Genomic DNA, 15,362 nt, shown 5'->3' on the forward strand with positions numbered 1-15,362 from the left:
GGCTCCTTCGCAGGTGCGGCATGAAGGCTCAGGGCAGGCGTTTGAGCAAGCCGATAAGCCGCTTCGTGAAGGGCGACAATAATTTCGGTGTGTAGAATTCGCCCGCGGCGCGCTTGCCGCCCTCGGACAGCGTCGGATAGGGCAGCGCCATCCCGGCCAACGCCGATAGCGGCAGCTTGCGGCCGATCATCAGCCCGTACAGCCCGGCCATCTCGCCCGCCCGCGGCGCCAGGATGCCGGCACCGAGCAACCGGCCCTTGGATGTGACCACCAGCTTGACCAGGCCTTCCGGCCGGCCCTCGGCGATGGCGCGGTCGTTCTCCGCCAGCGGCCAGCGGTGGAGCCGCAGGTCGTCATGCCCCGCCGCGCGCGCCTCGGCCTCGGTCATCCCGACCTGGGCGATCTCCGGGTCGGTATAGGTGACGCGGGGCAGGGCCGCGTAGTCCAGCTTCGTCCCCGGCAGGCGGAACAGCATCGACCGCACCAGGATGCCGGCATGCTGGCCGGCGACATGGGTGAAGGCGCGCGGGCCGATCCCGTCAGGGTCGGCGATGTCGCCCACCGCCCAGACCCGCTTGTTGGAAACGGACCGCAGGTTCGCCCCGGTCTTCACGCCGCGCGGTCCGGCAGCGACATTGCCGGCGGTGAGGTCCAGCCCGGCCAGCCGCGGCGCCCGGCCGACCGCCAGCAGCAGGTGGGTGCCCTCGATCCGCGTGCCGTCGGCCAGCACGGCGACGACGCCGGCGGTGGCGACGGGGCTGTCGGGCGCCAATTGCTCCAGCCGGGACACCGGCTGCCCCTCCGCCAGGGCTACGCCATCGGCCAGCAGGGCAGCGCGGACGCCCTCGGCCAGCTCCTCGTCCTCCCGCGCGAGGATGCGCGGCGCCGATTCGATCACTGTCACCAGGCAGCCGAGCCGGGCATGCGCCTGCGCCATCTCCACCCCGATCGGCCCGCCGCCAAGGATCAGCAGGTGGCCGGGCGGCTCCTCCAGGTCGAACAGCATCTCGTTGGTCAGCCAGGGCACGCCGTCCAACCCCGGCAGGTCGGGGATCACCGCGCTGCTGCCGGCGGCGATCACCGCGCGGCGGAAGGTCAGCCGCCGGCCGCCGGCCTCGATCTCGTCCGGCGCGGTGAAATGAGCCGAGGCCTCGATCACCTCGACCCCCATGCCGCGGTAGCGCGCCGCGCTGTCGTTCGGCGCGATCCGGGCGATGGCGCCCTGGACATGGGCGCGGACCCCGGCCCAGTCGATCTCGGGCGGTGGCAGCCGGATGCCGAAGCGGCCGGCGGCGCGGGCCTCGGCAGCCGCGTGCCCCGCCGCCAGCATCGCCTTCGACGGCACGCAGCCGTAGTTCAGGCAGTCGCCGCCCATCTTCCCGCGCTCGATCAGCGCGACCTTCAGGCCGAGGCCGGCGCCGATGGCGGCCACCGAAAGCCCGGCGGCGCCGGCACCGATCACCACCACGTCGAAGTCAGGCATCCCGCGATTCCCCCTTGCTGCGCCGCGATCTTCCGCGCCACCAGGCACCGGCCAGCGACAGGGCGGCGAGGCCGAGCAGCGGCAGCAGGATGCCCGGCGAGAAGATGATGGAAAGGTCCGGCCGCCCGCCGGCATCGAAGACCTGGCCCAGCCCGGCGCCGATCCCGGCGAAGACCGCGGTGCCCGGGATGATCCCAAGGAAGGTCGCCGCCGCATAGGGCGCCAGCCGCATCCCGGCCAGCGCCGGGGCCAGGTTGAGCAGCCAGAAGGGCACCACCGGCAGCAGCCGCAGCGAGAGCAGGTACCAGAACCCGTCGCGCTCCAGCCCCGCCCGCAGCTTGCCCAGCAGCGGCCCGGCGCGCCGCGCCAGCGTCTCGGCCAGCGCATGGCGGGCGGCGAGGAACAGCGCGCAGGCCCCCAGCGTCGCGCCGACCACTGCCGCCGCGGTGCCGAGCCAGGGCCCGAACAGGAAGCCGCCCGCCAGGGTCATCACCGCCCCGCCGGGCAGCGAGAAGGCGACGACCGCGACATAGGCGAGCATGTAGAGCAGGGGGGCCGCGACCGGATGTGCGGCGACGAACCCAGCCAGCGCTGCCCGGTGCGCCGCCAAAGCCTCGAAGGACAGGCTGCGCTGCAGGCCGAGCGCATAGGCCAGGACCAGCGCGCCGAGGATCAGCGCCAGGGGCCAGAGCCTGGTCCAGCCGGGCCTCGTGGGGGTATGCTCGGTCATGTGGTGTTGCGGTCTCGTCGCGGTCTCCGCCCGCCCTACGCCAGCGGCGGGTTTCGCGCCAGCGGGCCATGGCGACGATTGATGAGCACGATTGACGAAGCCCCCCCCGCCTCCCTATAGGTGCGCCCCTTCGCCGGGGCCCACACGGAAGGGCCGCCGGCCGTCGTTGCAGCGCGTCCCGGGACCATCCCACGGGCGCCGCGCCGGCGCCTATCCTGACGGAGACCACACCCGTGAAGCGTACCTACCAGCCCTCCAAGCTCGTCCGGAAGCGCCGGCACGGGTTCCGGCACCGGATGTCGACGGTGGGCGGCCGCAAGATCCTGGCCAACCGCCGCACCAAGGGCCGCGCCAAGCTCAGCGCCTGAACCGGGCGGGGCGGGGCTTGCCATGCCGGGACGCCTGACTCGGCTGACCCGGCGCGGCGAATTCCTCAAGGTCGCCAGTCGGGGCCGGAAGGCCGCGCGGCCGGGCCTGGTGCTCCAGGCCATGCCGCAACCGGCAGGTGGGCTGCGGCTCGGTTTTACCGCGACCAAGAAGATCGGCAACGCCGTCGCCCGCAACCGTGCCAAGCGCCGGCTGCGGGAAGCGGCGCGGCTCATGCTGGGCGCGGCCCCGCCGGAAGGCTGGGACCTGGTCCTGGTCGCCCGCGACGCCACCGGCGCGCGGGACTGGCAGAAGCTGCTCGGCGACCTGCGCGGCGCGCTGCGCCAGGCAGGCGTGCCCGAGCCTGGCGCACCTCATGTGGACCCGCCGGCATGAGCGCACCGGCCCAGGCCCTGCGCGGCGCCGTCATCGCCTATCAATGGACGCTCCGCCCTTTCATCGGGGCGCATTGCCGCTTTCATCCCAGCTGCAGCCACTATGCGCTGGAGGCGCTGGAGACCCACGGTGCCCTGCGCGGCACCTGGCTCGCCGGCCGCCGTATCCTGCGCTGCAACCCCTGGCACCCCGGCGGCGTGGACCCCGTCCCCGCGCGGGATGCCGGACATTTCCAGCCCGTCCCGAAAGGCTGACCCCGTTCCATGGACCAGAAGCGCCTCCTCGCGGCGATCGCCATCTCGATCGGCATCCTGCTCACCTTCGACCTGCTGAACCGTCCTGCGCGCGAGGCGCAGCGGGCCCAGCAGGCGGCCGAGCAGCAGGCCCAGGTGCAACAGCCGGCCCCGGCGCCGGGGCCGGTCGGCCCGCTCGGCGCGCCGACCGATGCCTCGCCCGCCGCCGGCGCGCCGCGCGTCCCCGGCGCCCGGATCCCGGTCGACGGCCCGCGCATGCAGGGCACGCTCAGCCTGCGCGGCGCGCGGCTCGATGACGTGGTGCTGAAGGACTACCATGAGACGGTGGACCGGAGCTCTCCGCTGGTGCGCCTGCTGGCGCCGCGCGAGGGCGCCGCGCCCTATTACGGGCAATGGGGCTGGACCGCGGCCGATGGCCGCACCCCGGTGCCCGGCAACGACACAGACTGGACCGCCGATGGCGAGGCGCTGGCCCCCGGCAAGCCGGTGACGCTGCGCTGGGACAACGGCCAGGGCCAGGTCTTCGAGATCGGGCTCTCGCTCGACGAGAACTACATGCTCACCGCCGACCAGCGGGTGAAGAACACCGGCGCGGATGCGGCGCAGCTGCTGCCCTGGGCCCGTATCCGCCGCGAATACACCCCGCCGACCCAGGGCTTCTACATCCTGCACGAGGGCTTCGTCGGCGTGCTCGACGGCCGGCTGCGCGAGGAGACCTATGCCAACGCCAAGTCGGAAGGCGCCAAGCGCGGCGGCGTGGCGTTCGAGCAGGAGGCTGCCGGCGGCTGGGCCGGCTTCACCGACAAGTACTGGCTGACGGCGCTGGCCCCGGTCGACCAGGCGGCGCGCTTCCGGGCAACCTACCGGGCGATCCCGGAAGCTGGGCAGGACCGCTGGCAGGTCGATTTCGCCCAGCCGGCGCCATCCACCGTCGCGCCCGGCACGACCGGCGCCGGCCAGGCCCTGCGGCTGTTCACCGGCGCCAAGGAGGTGCGGCTGCTGGACAGCTACCGCGACCGACTGGGCATCCCGGATTTCGACAAGGCGATCGACTTCGGCTGGTTCTACTTCCTGACCAAGCCGTTCTTCTACGCTATCGACTGGATCTTCACGCTGGTCGGCAACTTCGGCGTCGCCATCCTGATCTTCACCCTGGCGCTTAAGGCCGCCTTCTTCCCGCTGGCCAGCAAGGCCTACAAGTCGATGGGGAAGATGAAGGTGCTCGGGCCGAAGATGTCCGAGATCAAGGAACGCTATAAGGACGACCCGGCCAAGGCGCAGGCCGAGATGATGGCGCTGTACCGGACCGAGAAGATCAACCCGGCCTCCGGCTGCCTGCCGATCCTGATCCAGATCCCGGTCTTCTTCGCGCTCTACAAGGTGCTGTTCGTCACCATCGAGATGCGGCACGCGCCCTTCTTCGGCTGGATCCGCGACCTGTCGGCACCCGACCCGACCAATCTTTTCAACCTCTTTGGCCTGCTGCCCTTCGACCCGACGGAGCTGTCGCACTACCTGCACATGCCGGTCTGGGCGCTCATCATGGGCGTGACCATGTTCCTGCAGCAGAAGCTGAACCCGGCGCCGCCCGACCCGATCCAGGCCAAGCTGTTCCAGTACATGCCGATCATCTTCACCTTCATGCTGGCCAGCTTCCCGGCCGGGCTGGTGATCTACTGGTCCTGGAACAACCTGCTGTCGATCGCCCAGCAGTGGTACATCCAGCGCAGCGCCACGGTGTCGAAGTCGAACAGTGCTGCGGTCGCTGCTGCCCTGCCGGCTGCGGCGAAGCCGAAGAAGGGGTGATCACCCTCCCGTACCTGCCGCCGCACCTCCCCGCAGGCGGCCTGTCCGAGGCGAAGACGCCCGAGGACCGCGCGGCGCTGATCGAGGCCGGGCGGGTGCTGTTCGCGCAGCCCTGCACCTTCTTCTACGCCTCGCAGAAGATCGACCAGCTGCCGCCGGTGGGCGGGCCGGAGATCGCCTTCTGCGGCCGCTCCAACGTCGGCAAGTCCAGCCTGGTCAATGCCCTCACCGGGCAGAAGGCGCTGGCCCGGGTGTCCAACACGCCGGGCCGGACCAAGCAGCTGAACTTCTTCAACCTCGGTGACCGGCTGACCCTGGTGGACATGCCGGGCTATGGCTACGCCCAGGCGTCGAAGAGCGTGAAGGAGGACTGGCAGGGGCTGATGTTCGACTTCCTGCGCGGCCGCCCGACCCTGCGCCGGGTGATCCTGCTGCTGGATGCGCGGATCGAGACCAAGGCCTCCGACCGCATGGCGATGAAGCTGCTGAGCGACGCCGCGGTGTCGTTCCAGATCGTCCTGACCAAGGCCGACGACGCCAAACCCTGGTGGCTCGAGCAGCGGACGCGGGAGGCCGAGACGCTGGCCCGCAGCTATACCGCCGGCCACCCGCTGGTGATCGTGACGAGCGCCGAGACCGGGTCCGGGATCCCGGAATTGCGGGCGGAGCTGACGGCCCTCGCGCTCTGAGCCGTGGGGTGCGAAGGGGACCGGGCGACGCGTGCCGGTGCCACGGGTCCAGCGTCCCCTGGGGCTCGCATCGCCCTGACATCAGCCGGCCGCCCGACGGCCGGAGCAACCGGAGGTCTTCCGTGAGCCGACATCGCCTTGGCCTGGTCGGACTTCTCCTCGCCGGCCTCGCCTTGGCCGGGCCGGCCGCGGCCGAGCCCGCCGTCACCCCGATCCGCTTCGCCCCCGGCACCTCGTCCGGCGAGGTCTCGGGCGGCATCGAGCGGGGCGGGAGGGCGATCTACGCGCTTGGCGCCCGGGCCGGGCAGACCCTGCGGCTCCGGGTGACGGCGGTCGAGCAGAATGCCGCGGTGCAGATCTGGCTGCCCGGCGCCGTCCTGCCGGCGGAGGATCCGATGGGCGACATCACCGGCGAGACCCTGCCCGGCGCGGGCGAGGGCCAGGATGCGAGCGCCTGGTCCGGCCGGCTGCCGCGCAGCGGCCGCTACCTGGTCGTGGTCGGCTCGACACGCGGCGGGGCGGCCTACACGCTGCGGGTGGAGATCCACTGACGCAGCCGCGTCGGGAGGTTTGCCCCCGCGGCAAACTGCTTTACAGCGGGGCGCCAGCATTCCGGAACACCGGCCGATGACCGACGCCACGCCCGACCCGATGAAGATCCTCGCCGGCGCGCTGCCCTTCCTGAAGCGCTACGACGACCAGATCGTCGTGGTGAAGTATGGCGGCCACGCCATGGGCGAGGAGGAGACCGCGCTGCGGTTCGGCCGCGACATCGCGCTGCTGGAACAGGTCGGCGTCAATCCGGTGGTGGTCCATGGCGGTGGGCCGCAGATCAACGCCATGCTCAAGCGGCTGAACGTGCAGTCCACCTTCGTCCAGGGCCTGCGCGTGACGGACGAGGCGATGCTCGACGTGGTTGAGATGGTTCTCGCCGGCCCGGTGAACAAGCAGGTGGCCGAGGCGATCACCCGCGCTGGCGCCATGGCGGTCGGCATTTCCGGCAAGGATGGCGGCCTGGTGCGCGCCCGCCGCGTGACGCGCACCGTGCGCGACCCGGGCTCGAACCTCGAGCAGGTTCTCGACCTCGGCTTCGTCGGCGAGCCGGAGGCGATCAACACCAAGGTGCTGCAGCTGATGATCGGCGCCGACATCGTGCCGGTGATCGCGCCTGTCGGCGTCGGCGGCGACGGCCAGACCTACAACATCAATGCCGATACGGTGGCCGGCGCGATCGCCGGCGCGCTGGGGGCGGAACGCCTGCTGGTGCTGACCGACGTCGCCGGCGTGAAGGGCCCGGACGGCGTCTTCATCCCGGAGATGACGGTGGCGCAGGTCAAGGCCGGCATCGCCGAGGGCTGGATCAATGCCGGCATGATCCCGAAGGTCGAGACCTGCATCTACGCCATCGAGCGCGGGGTGAAGGGCGCGGTCATCCTCGACGGCCGGGTACCGCATGCGGTGCTGCGCGAGCTGTTCACCGATGGCGGGGCGGGGACTCTGATCAAACCGTAACACGGCTGGGGCGGAAGCTTCCTCCCCAGGCCCCCACTTTGTTCCCAGGCCGGACCCGGTCGCGGATGATGCCGACCGGCCTGGCCGGCAGGTACCGGCGCCCATCGGGGTGTGGGCCTTCCCCGCGCGCTGGAGCCGGCCGACGACCACTGCCCTGCAGGCCGGGCGGCGATGGCCTCGCGCAGCGTGTGGTGGAACGGCATCGCCCTGTGCCGATGGCAGCCGTCCGGTTCGGCTGCGCCTCGGGCCATACCGCCGCCTGCAAAACAATCCAGCAGGAGCCGCCGGCTACGTGCCGGCAAGCGGCCGTGACGACGAGGCGGAGCCATACGATCAATCAGCCCTATTTCGGCTCATCTGGGCCGGTCTCTACGCTCCCCCCCTCTTTGCGCGCTACCGCGCCTCCACCGGCTCGGCCAGCAACTCGATCTGCCAGCGCATCTCGGCCTCGGTCAGCGGCCAGCCCTCGCCGGGCGATAGCGGCATCACGGCGGCGGGCGCGATCCGGCCCAGCACGCCCTGCGCCGGCAGCGCACAGCGCGCCGGGAAGCCGGCCTTCCAGCAGAGGCTGACCAGCGCCTTGCCGCTGCGCAACTGCGCCGCATGTTCGACTGCCCGGGCCGGCACGCCGGTATGCTCCGCCAGCAGCCGCAACATGGCCAGCGTGTCACCGCGCAGTCCCGCATCCTCGAAGGCCAGCTCAGGCGGCAGCGCAGCCCCGGCGCGGCGGTCCAGCCGCAGATCGACCCGCGCCCGCAACACCCGGGCCAAGGTCGGGTCGAGGTCGGTGCGTGCCGCCAGCGGTTCCAGCAGATGGTCGGCGACCACCGCGGCCAGGGCGAGCGTCGCCTGCGGCGGCAGGCCGGCGCGGCGTACCAGGGTTTCCTGCCAGTGCTGGTGCGTCGCCGCCACGGCGATCAGGGTGTCGAGTGTCTTCTCCCGGATCGAGGCGCTGTCGTTCGCCAGCAGCGCCGCGACCGCGCCGTTGTCGGCCCGGGCCACCACCGCATCCGACAGCCGTTCGCTGAGCAGCGGCCGGCGGGCGACCGCGGTCACCGTCTCCGGCACCGGCGGCGCCGCGATCAGGGCGAGCAGGTCGTCCTCGGTCAGCAAAGGCGAGAAGCGGATGACCGGGGCAGCGACCTCCATCGCCGCGTCCCGCGCCAGGCGCAGGATCAGGTCGCGCGGCGCGTCGGGCATCGCCTGCAATTCCTCGGCGATCACCGCGCGCACCATGACCGCGGCATCCGCCGCGAGCTCGCACAGCGTGCTCCAGGCCAGGGTCTGCAGCCGGTCCTTCGCCCCGGCCAGGACCGGCGCGCGTGGCGCCAGCTTGCGGCCGACGACGGCGCGCACCCGCGGGTCGCCGTCGCCGGCCAGCATGCTGTCCGCCTGGGCCGGCGTCGCCGCATTGGCGGCGACCGCCGCACGCACCGTCAGCTTGCCGTCGGCGGCGAGGAAATAGAGGATCTCCGGCGCCGCATCGGGGCGGGAGGCGAGCGCGATACGCTCCGCCTCGGTGCCCTCGGCGACGATGCGCTTCGCCGCGTCGTAGGAGGGGGCGGGCCTCACGAGGCGAGACGCCGCGGCACGTCATCGGGCGCCGCCAGGATCCAGCGGTTCCGCCCCCCACGCTTGGCTTCGTACATCGCGGCGTCGGCGCGGGCGAGCAGGGCTTCCGGGGATTCCGCGGGGCTTGGCTGGCGGATGGCACAGCCCATGCTGAAGGTGATCGGCGGCGTGCCGTCGCGCAGCCCGCCGTCGATCCGCGCGGCGCCGGCGCAGAGCGCGGTGGCCCGCACCGCCGCGGCCTCGGCATCCGCCGCCTCGAGCCACAGGGCGAATTCGTCGCCGCCGAGCCTTGCCGCCATGTCGGTCGGGCGAACCGAGTCCCGCAGCAGCTGGGCGACCGCGATCAGCGCGGCATCGCCGGCCTCGTGCCCCAGGCGGTCGTTGATCGGCTTCAGGTTGTCGAGGTCGAGGAAGACCAGCGCGCCTTCCGCCAGCCCGGCCCGTGCCGGGTCCATGGCCTGGCGGCGCAGCCGGCGGGCGAGGTCCTCGAGGAAGGCGCGGCGGTTCAGCAGGCCGGTCAGCGCATCGGTCCGCGCCTGGCGTTCCAGCCGGTGCTGCAGCGCCTGGTTGCCGAGCACGACGAAGAGCAGGTCGGACAGCGCCACCAGCATGTGGCGGTCATCTGCGTCGAAGGCGCGCTGCCCGGCCTCGCGCCAGGCCAGCAGCGCCTGCTGCGGCCCGCCCGGCGCGGCCTGCGTGACCAGGGCCAGGGCCTCACCGCCCGGCCCGTCGAGGAAGGCGGGGCCGCGGCTGCCGAGGTGGGGCGCCAGCCCCGCCAGCAGCGCGGCCGGGTCCGCCCCGCGCCGGTGGGTGACCTCGGGCACGCCGCCCTCCGGCCATTCCAGCACCGCGGCGCCGCCGCAGCCGAGCGCGGACTGCAGGGCTTCGAGCGTCGCGGTCAGCATGCGCGGCGCCAGCACTTCCCGCCGCACCCGGCTGACCAGGCCCTGCAGCGCCTCCGCCCGGCGCAGCGCCGCGGCCTGGGTGGCGGCCTCGGCCATCTCGGCGGTGATGTCGCGGCCGCAGCCGCGCAACCCGACGAACCGGCCGGCGGAATCGTGCAGCGGGGCGAGGTCGAGGCTGAGGCAGGCGCTGCCGCCATCCGGCCGTCGCAGCCAGGCGCGCAGGCCGCGCGCCGGGCCGTGCAGGAGGAAGGGGTCGGGTTCCGGCACCGCCAGCAGTTCCTGGCCCGGACGGCCGAGCAGGGCGTCCGCCGCCCAGCCGAGCGGGGCGTCGGGCGCGACGAAGCTGAAGCGGCCGGCGGCGTCGGTTTCGAAGACCAGGTCGGCGGCCAGGGTGGCGAAGTCCCGCCAGCGCTGCCGCGAATCGAGCAGCGCCCCGCAAAGCCCGGGATCGGGCGATGCGTTCGGCACGCCGCCGATGGGGGCGCCGCCGGCGCAGGCCTGTTCTGCCATGGGGTCCGTGGGGAGCATGGGCGAAGGATCGTCGGATCGGATGAAGGACGCGTTATCGGCAGGGCCGCGGCGCGTTGACAGGCGCGTGTCGGCGTCGGCATGGTCCGCCGCTTCCGCGCCGGGCCTCCGGCGCGCCGGATCTCGCCGCGGGACAACGACCATGGACGCCAGCAGCCTGCAATCGCGCATCGAAGCCCTGTGGGAGCGGCGCGACACGCTCTCCTCCGCCACCGGCGGTGACGACCGCGCGGTGGTCGAGGCGGCGCTGGAGGCGCTCGATTCCGGCAAGGCGCGGGTCGCCGAGCCGCTCGGCGCGCCCGGCGAGTGGCGGGTGAACCAGTGGCTGAAGCAGGCGGTGCTGCTGTCCTTCCGGTTGACCGATTCGGCGCCGATGGAGGTCGGCACCGGCGCCTACGACAAGGTGCCGCTGAAATTCGCCGATTGGGGTCCGAACCGCTTCAAGGAGGCCGGTTTCCGCGCCGTGCCGGGCGCCGTGGTGCGGCGCTCGGCCTATATCGCGCCCGGCGTGGTGCTGATGCCGTCCTTCGTGAACCTCGGCGCCCATGTGGACCGCAACACCATGGTGGATACTTGGGCGACGGTCGGGTCCTGCGCGCAGATCGGCAAGAACGTGCATATCTCCGGCGGCGTCGGCATCGGCGGGGTGCTGGAGCCGCTGCAGGCCAATCCGGTGATCATCGAGGACGACTGCTTCGTCGGTGCCCGGTCCGAGGTAGCCGAGGGCGTCGTGGTCGAGCGTGGCGCGGTGCTGTCGATGGGCGTCTTCCTCGGCGCCTCCACCAAGATCATCGATCGCGCGACCGGCCAGGTCTACATGGGCCGGGTGCCGTCCTATTCGGTGGTGGTGCCGGGCAGCCTGCCGGGCAAGCCGCTGCCGGACGGCACGCCGGGGCCGAGCCTCTATTGCGCGGTGATCGTCAAGCGGGTGGACGCGCAGACCCGGGCCAAGACCAGCATCAACGAGCTGCTGCGCGATTGATGCGGTGCGCTCGCGGAACTCCGGAACGAAGTGAGGAGCGGAGCGTGAAGCGCACCGCCCAACGACGGTGCGCTCGCGGAGCCCCGGAACGAAGTGAGGAGCGGAGCGTGAAGCGCACCGTCCAGCAATGAAGAACACCCCGACCGACCCGGTGCCGCTGGCCCAGGCGCTGATCCGCTGCCCGAGCGTGACCCCGGCCGATGCCGGGGCACTCGGCGTGCTGGAAGCGGCGCTGGCGGCGCTGGGCTTCACCTGCCACCGGCTGACCTTCGGCGAGACGCCCAACCTCTATGCCCGCCGCGGCACCGAAGGCCCGCATTTCTGCTATGCCGGCCATACCGACGTGGTGCCGACCGGCCCGGCCGAGGCCTGGACCGATGGCCCCTTCGACGCGGTGGTCAAGGACGGCGTGCTCTATGGCCGCGGCGCCTGCGACATGAAGGGCGGCATCAGCGCCTTCGTCGCCGGGCTGACCGACTACCTGGCCGCCAATCCGCATGCGCCCGGCAGCATCAGCCTGCTGATCACCGGCGACGAGGAGGGGCCGGCCAAGGACGGCACCACCAAGGTGCTCGACTGGCTGGCCGCGCGGGGCGAGATCCCCGACATGGCGCTGGTCGGCGAGCCGACCTCCCGCGCAGCGCTCGGCGACCTGATCAAGGTCGGCCGCCGCGGCAGCATGACGGCCTACATCACCCTGTTCGGCACCCAGGGTCACAGCGCCTATCCGCAGCGGGCCGACAACCCGATCCACCGGCTGGTCCGCGTGCTGCACCGGCTGACCGCCCAGCCGATCGACCAGGGCAGCCAGTTCTTCGAGGCGACAACCCTGCAGGTCACCGGCTTCGACGTCGGCAACGCCGCCAACAACGTCATCCCCGGCGAGGCCCGGGCGATGCTGAACATCCGCTTCAACGACCTGCACACCAGCGCGTCCTTGACGGAACACCTGCATGCCGCGCTGCGGGCCGAGGAGGCGCGCTACGAGATGCGGGTCGATTGCTCCGGCGAGAGCTTCCTGACCCAGCCAGGCCCCTTCGTCGACGCGCTGCGCCGCGCCGTGGTGCGGGCGACCGGCGCCGAGCCGGCGCTGGATACCGGCGGCGGGACCTCGGACGCCCGCTTCATCGCGCGGTTCTGCCCGGTGGCGGAGCTCGGCGCGGTGGGCTCCACCATGCACAAGGTGGATGAGGCGGCCCCGGTGGCGGAACTGAGGGAGCTGGCCGCGCTGTACCGGATGGTGCTCGAGGAGGCCTTCGCCTGAGCGGATCCCCGCCGACCCCCCGCGGCAGCATCGCCGCCGGGCTGCGCGGCGCCTTCCGCCTGGCCCAGGGCAAGCCGGACGGGCTGCTGCTGGTCGAGGCCTCGCCGGAGGGCGTCGCCCGCAGCTTCTGGGCGGCGGCGCTCTGCCTGCCGGGCTTCCTCGCGCTCAAGCTGCTGGCCTGGGCCGGCGTCGGGATGCCGGAGGCGGGCTTCGCGCGCGGCATGACGGCCGAGCTCATCGGCTATGCGGCGGCCTGGGCGGGCTTCGCCCTGGCCTCCCTGCCGCTGGCGGAGATGCAGGGACGCAAGGCCGAGTGGCCGCGCTTCATTGCCGCATGGAACTGGGCCAATGTGGTGCAGTACCTGGTGCTGATCGCCCTCACCGTGCCGGCCGCCCTCGGCCTGCCGGATTCGGTCGCCCAGGGGTTGGGGCTGGCGGCGCTGGGTTATGCGCTGTGGCTGGAGTGGTTCGTGGCCAAGTCGGCGCTCCGGCTGGCCGGGGGGGCGGCAGTGATGTTCGTGGTGCTGGACCTGCTGCTGGGCATCTTCATCGGCGGGCTGGTGGGGCGGCTTTCGGCCGGGTGACCGCGGCCGAAGCCACCCTGGCCGCGCTGCGCCGCGGCGACCTCGCCGGCACCCGGGTGCTGCGCCTGGCCGGCCTCGGCCTGCGGGAAGTCCCGGCCGAGATTCTCGGCCTCGCCGAGAGCCTCGAATTGCTCGACCTCAGCGGCAATGCGCTGGAGGCGCTGCCGCCCGGCCTGGCCCGCTGCCGCCGGCTGCGGGTTTTCTTCGGCTCCGGCAACCGCTTCGGGCGGCTGCCGCCGGTGCTGGGGGATTGCCCGGCGCTCGGCCAGGTCGGCTGCCGCGGAAGTGCGCTCGTGGAGGTCCCGGCCGAGGCCCTGGCGCCGGGGCTGCGCTGGCTGACCCTGACCGACAACCACCTGACCGCGCTGCCGCCGGCAGTGGGAGAGCGCCCGGCGCTGCAGAAGCTGATGCTCTCCGGCAACCGGCTGGAGCGGCTGCCGCCGGGGCTGGCCGGCGCCGGCAGGCTCGAACTGCTGCGCATCGCCGCCAACCGATTCGAGTCCCTGCCGCCCTGGCTCGCCGATCTGCCCCGGCTCGCCTGGCTGGCCATGGCGGGCAACCCCTGCGAGGACGCCGGGCCGGCCCCGGCCGGCCCGCTGGTGGACTGGTCCGCCCTGACCCCGGGCGCGCTGCTGGGGGAGGGGGCCTCGGGCCGCATCCATGCCGCGTCCTGGGCGGGCCGCCCGGTCGCGCTCAAGCTTTTCAAAGGCAGCATGACCAGCGATGGCCTGCCGGAGCGCGAGATGGCCGCCTGCCTCGCCGCCGGCGCGCATCCGCATCTGGTCGGCGCGCTAGGCCGGCTGGCGGGGCACCCGGAGGCGCTGCAGGGGCTGGTGATGCCGCTGCTGCCGCCGGATTGGCGGCCCCTCGCCGGCCCGCCCAGCCTGGAGAGCTGCAGCCGCGATATCTACGACCCGGCGCTGCGGCTGGCGCCGGCCGTCGCGCTGCGCATCGCCCGGGGCATCGGCGCGGCGGCGGCGCATCTGCATGCCCAGGCACTGCTGCATGGCGACCTCTATGCCCATAACGTGCTCTGGGACGGCGCGGCGGGGGCGGCGGTGCTCAGCGACCTCGGCGCCGCAGCCTGCCTGCCGTCCGGGGCCATGGGCATGACGCTGCAAAGGCTGGAGGTGCGCGCCTGGGGCCTGCTGCTGGGCGAGCTGCTGGACCGCTGCGACGAACCCTTGCCGGCGGCAGCCCGGGCGGTGGAGCGGGCCTGCGTGCAGCCGGCGGTGGCGGCCCGGCCGCTCCTTGCGGAGGCCCTCGCAATGCTGCCCGCATAGCGCGGATCGCATGATCCCGGTCCGGTGCATGCCGCCTGCTTTCCGACCGGGACGCTTGTTCGGTCAGCCAGGCTGACAGGCAAGATTGGGAAGGAGGAAGCATCGCCACCGCCAACCCCACCTTGGGCACCTTCTGCGTTGGCACCCGTCGCGCGGCGAGTGCCAGGCTCCCGCGATGAATGAGAAACAAAGACGTCTCGGACCTCGACCTAGACCCAGTCCGGCTCCTGCGCATAGCGCACGAAGCTGAAGCAAAGCCCCTCCGCCGGCGCCGTCTGCCCCGCCCGGGTCCGGTCCGCCCCGTCCAGCACCCGCCGCGGCCAGTCCACGCCACGCTTGCCCTGGCCAACCTCCAGCAGGGTGCCCGCCAGGTTGCGGATCTGGTGGTGCAGAAAGCTGCGCGCCTCCGCCACGATCACCACCTCGTCGCCCTGCCGGCTGACATCCAGCCGGTCCAGGGTCCGCAGCGCGCTCTTTGCCTGGCACGCGGCGGCGCGGAAGGCGGAGAAATCATGCCGTCCCAGCAGCCCCTGTGCCGCCGCATGCATCGCCGCCGTATCCAGCCGCTGCGGCACGTGCCAGACCCGGCCCTCCGCCAGCGCCGGCCGGGCCCGCCGGTTGAGGATGCGGTAGCGGTAGCCCCGGTGGATCGCCGAGAAGCGGGCATTCCAGCCTTCCGGTGCCCGCGCGGCGGTCACCACCGCCACCGGGTATGGCTTGGTGTGGAAATTCAACGCCTCCCGCAGCCGGTCGGGCGGCAGGTCGCGGTCGATCTCGACCTGCGCCACCTGGCCCTCGGCATGGACCCCGGCATCGGTCCGTCCGGCGGCGACGGAGGTCGGCACCACCCCGCCGTTCAGCCTGGCCGCGGCGTCCTCCAGCACCTGCTGGACCGAAATCCCGTTCTCCTGCCGCTGCCAGCCGACGAAGGGGCCGCCGTCGTATTCCAGGGTCAGGGCATAGAGCGGCATCTGACCTCCGAGCGCCGCTGCGCCCGCAGGCGCGGAG

The 15,362-nt window shown here is 72.8% G+C and carries 16 protein-coding genes; 11 read left to right on the top strand and 5 right to left on the bottom strand.

Annotated elements, in window-relative coordinates; translation table 11 throughout:
* Positions 1–28: 28 nt before the first annotated feature.
* Both ACFQS7_RS16540 and ACFQS7_RS16545 read right to left on the bottom strand, forming a co-directional pair.
* Positions 29–1,483: a dihydrolipoyl dehydrogenase family protein gene (locus ACFQS7_RS16540; protein WP_380068208.1), complete on the bottom strand. Its 1,455-nt coding sequence runs from the start codon at positions 1,481–1,483 to the stop codon at positions 29–31.
* Positions 1,476–2,213 carry a TVP38/TMEM64 family protein gene (locus tag ACFQS7_RS16545; protein WP_380068209.1) on the bottom strand — a complete coding sequence of 246 codons (738 nt, stop codon included), beginning with the start codon at positions 2,211–2,213 and terminating at the stop codon, positions 1,476–1,478. Before ACFQS7_RS16545 ends, ACFQS7_RS16540 begins: the two co-directional genes overlap by 8 nt.
* A gap of 233 nt (positions 2,214–2,446) precedes the next feature.
* Here ACFQS7_RS16545 and rpmH point away from each other — a divergent pair, with 233 nt between their 5' ends.
* The 7 genes from rpmH (at position 2,447) to argB (ending at position 7,236) form a co-directional block, all read left to right on the top strand.
* Entirely contained in the window at positions 2,447–2,581 is a 135-nt protein-coding gene (rpmH, locus tag ACFQS7_RS16550) for a 50S ribosomal protein L34 (protein WP_380068210.1), read from the top strand.
* 22 nt (positions 2,582–2,603) lie between these two features.
* Positions 2,604–2,975, top strand: coding sequence for a ribonuclease P protein component (gene rnpA / locus ACFQS7_RS16555; protein WP_380068211.1), 372 nt, complete (start codon positions 2,604–2,606; stop codon positions 2,973–2,975).
* Complete coding sequence (yidD, locus tag ACFQS7_RS16560; protein WP_380068212.1) at positions 2,972–3,229, top strand: membrane protein insertion efficiency factor YidD; 258 nt, start codon at positions 2,972–2,974, stop codon at positions 3,227–3,229. Before rnpA ends, yidD begins: the two co-directional genes overlap by 4 nt.
* Positions 3,230–3,238: 9 nt before the next feature.
* Positions 3,239–5,035: a membrane protein insertase YidC gene (gene yidC, locus ACFQS7_RS16565; protein ID WP_380068213.1), complete on the top strand. Its 1,797-nt coding sequence runs from the start codon at positions 3,239–3,241 to the stop codon at positions 5,033–5,035.
* A 41-nt stretch (positions 5,036–5,076) separates the two neighbouring features.
* Complete coding sequence (gene yihA / locus ACFQS7_RS16570) at positions 5,077–5,724, top strand: ribosome biogenesis GTP-binding protein YihA/YsxC (RefSeq protein WP_380068387.1); 648 nt, start codon at positions 5,077–5,079, stop codon at positions 5,722–5,724.
* A gap of 122 nt (positions 5,725–5,846) precedes the next feature.
* Entirely contained in the window at positions 5,847–6,275 is a 429-nt protein-coding gene (locus ACFQS7_RS16575; protein WP_380068214.1) for a hypothetical protein, read from the top strand.
* A gap of 76 nt (positions 6,276–6,351) precedes the next feature.
* Positions 6,352–7,236 (top strand): acetylglutamate kinase, encoded by an 885-nt coding sequence (argB, locus tag ACFQS7_RS16580; RefSeq protein WP_380068215.1) that lies wholly within the window; start codon positions 6,352–6,354, stop codon positions 7,234–7,236.
* A gap of 393 nt (positions 7,237–7,629) precedes the next feature.
* Here argB and ACFQS7_RS16585 read toward each other — a convergent pair whose 3' ends face one another.
* Positions 7,630–8,808 carry a DUF2336 domain-containing protein gene (locus ACFQS7_RS16585; RefSeq protein ID WP_380068216.1) on the bottom strand — a complete coding sequence of 393 codons (1,179 nt, stop codon included), beginning with the start codon at positions 8,806–8,808 and terminating at the stop codon, positions 7,630–7,632.
* The gene (locus ACFQS7_RS16590; RefSeq protein WP_380068217.1) at positions 8,805–10,241 is read right to left on the bottom strand and encodes a diguanylate cyclase domain-containing protein; all 1,437 of its coding nucleotides are present in this window, start codon (positions 10,239–10,241) and stop codon (positions 8,805–8,807) included. Before ACFQS7_RS16590 ends, ACFQS7_RS16585 begins: the two co-directional genes overlap by 4 nt.
* A 142-nt stretch (positions 10,242–10,383) precedes the next feature.
* Here ACFQS7_RS16590 and dapD point away from each other — a divergent pair, with 142 nt between their 5' ends.
* The 4 genes from dapD to ACFQS7_RS16610 all read left to right on the top strand — a co-directional run bounded on the left by dapD (position 10,384) and on the right by ACFQS7_RS16610 (position 14,354).
* Positions 10,384–11,223 (top strand): 2,3,4,5-tetrahydropyridine-2,6-dicarboxylate N-succinyltransferase, encoded by an 840-nt coding sequence (gene dapD, locus ACFQS7_RS16595; protein ID WP_380068218.1) that lies wholly within the window; start codon positions 10,384–10,386, stop codon positions 11,221–11,223.
* A 127-nt stretch (positions 11,224–11,350) separates the two neighbouring features.
* Positions 11,351–12,487, top strand: a complete 1,137-nt coding sequence (gene dapE, locus ACFQS7_RS16600; RefSeq protein WP_380068219.1) for a succinyl-diaminopimelate desuccinylase — start codon at positions 11,351–11,353, stop codon at positions 12,485–12,487.
* A 221-nt stretch (positions 12,488–12,708) separates the two neighbouring features.
* Positions 12,709–13,071, top strand: coding sequence for a hypothetical protein (locus ACFQS7_RS16605; protein WP_380068220.1), 363 nt, complete (start codon positions 12,709–12,711; stop codon positions 13,069–13,071).
* Entirely contained in the window at positions 13,068–14,354 is a 1,287-nt protein-coding gene (locus tag ACFQS7_RS16610) for a leucine-rich repeat-containing protein kinase family protein (RefSeq protein WP_380068221.1), read from the top strand. Before ACFQS7_RS16605 ends, ACFQS7_RS16610 begins: the two co-directional genes overlap by 4 nt.
* 209 nt (positions 14,355–14,563) lie before the next feature.
* On the opposite strand, the gene truA is transcribed toward ACFQS7_RS16610, so the two are convergent.
* Positions 14,564–15,325 carry a tRNA pseudouridine(38-40) synthase TruA gene (truA, locus tag ACFQS7_RS16615; protein WP_380068222.1) on the bottom strand — a complete coding sequence of 254 codons (762 nt, stop codon included), beginning with the start codon at positions 15,323–15,325 and terminating at the stop codon, positions 14,564–14,566.
* Positions 15,326–15,362: the final 37 nt, after the last annotated feature.

Source organism: Dankookia sp. GCM10030260 (assembly GCF_042666655.1).
Classification (GTDB): domain Bacteria; phylum Pseudomonadota; class Alphaproteobacteria; order Acetobacterales; family Acetobacteraceae; genus Paracraurococcus.

Excerpts from the sequence above, each read along its gene's own strand:
- ACFQS7_RS16540 (WP_380068208.1), bottom strand. The coding sequence starts at position 1,483 with ATGCCTGACTTCGACGTGGTGGTGATCGGTGCCGGCGCCGCCGGGCTT.
- ACFQS7_RS16545 (WP_380068209.1), bottom strand. The coding sequence starts at position 2,213 with ATGACCGAGCATACCCCCACGAGGCCCGGCTGGACCAGGCTCTGGCCC.
- rnpA (WP_380068211.1), top strand. The coding sequence starts at position 2,604 with ATGCCGGGACGCCTGACTCGGCTGACCCGGCGCGGCGAATTCCTCAAG.
- yidD (WP_380068212.1), top strand. The coding sequence starts at position 2,972 with ATGAGCGCACCGGCCCAGGCCCTGCGCGGCGCCGTCATCGCCTATCAA.
- yidC (WP_380068213.1), top strand. The coding sequence starts at position 3,239 with ATGGACCAGAAGCGCCTCCTCGCGGCGATCGCCATCTCGATCGGCATC.
- argB (WP_380068215.1), top strand. The coding sequence starts at position 6,352 with ATGACCGACGCCACGCCCGACCCGATGAAGATCCTCGCCGGCGCGCTG.
- ACFQS7_RS16590 (WP_380068217.1), bottom strand. The coding sequence starts at position 10,241 with ATGCTCCCCACGGACCCCATGGCAGAACAGGCCTGCGCCGGCGGCGCC.
- dapD (WP_380068218.1), top strand. The coding sequence starts at position 10,384 with ATGGACGCCAGCAGCCTGCAATCGCGCATCGAAGCCCTGTGGGAGCGG.
- dapE (WP_380068219.1), top strand. The coding sequence starts at position 11,351 with ATGAAGAACACCCCGACCGACCCGGTGCCGCTGGCCCAGGCGCTGATC.
- ACFQS7_RS16605 (WP_380068220.1), top strand. The coding sequence starts at position 12,709 with ATGACGGCCGAGCTCATCGGCTATGCGGCGGCCTGGGCGGGCTTCGCC.
- truA (WP_380068222.1), bottom strand. The coding sequence starts at position 15,325 with ATGCCGCTCTATGCCCTGACCCTGGAATACGACGGCGGCCCCTTCGTC.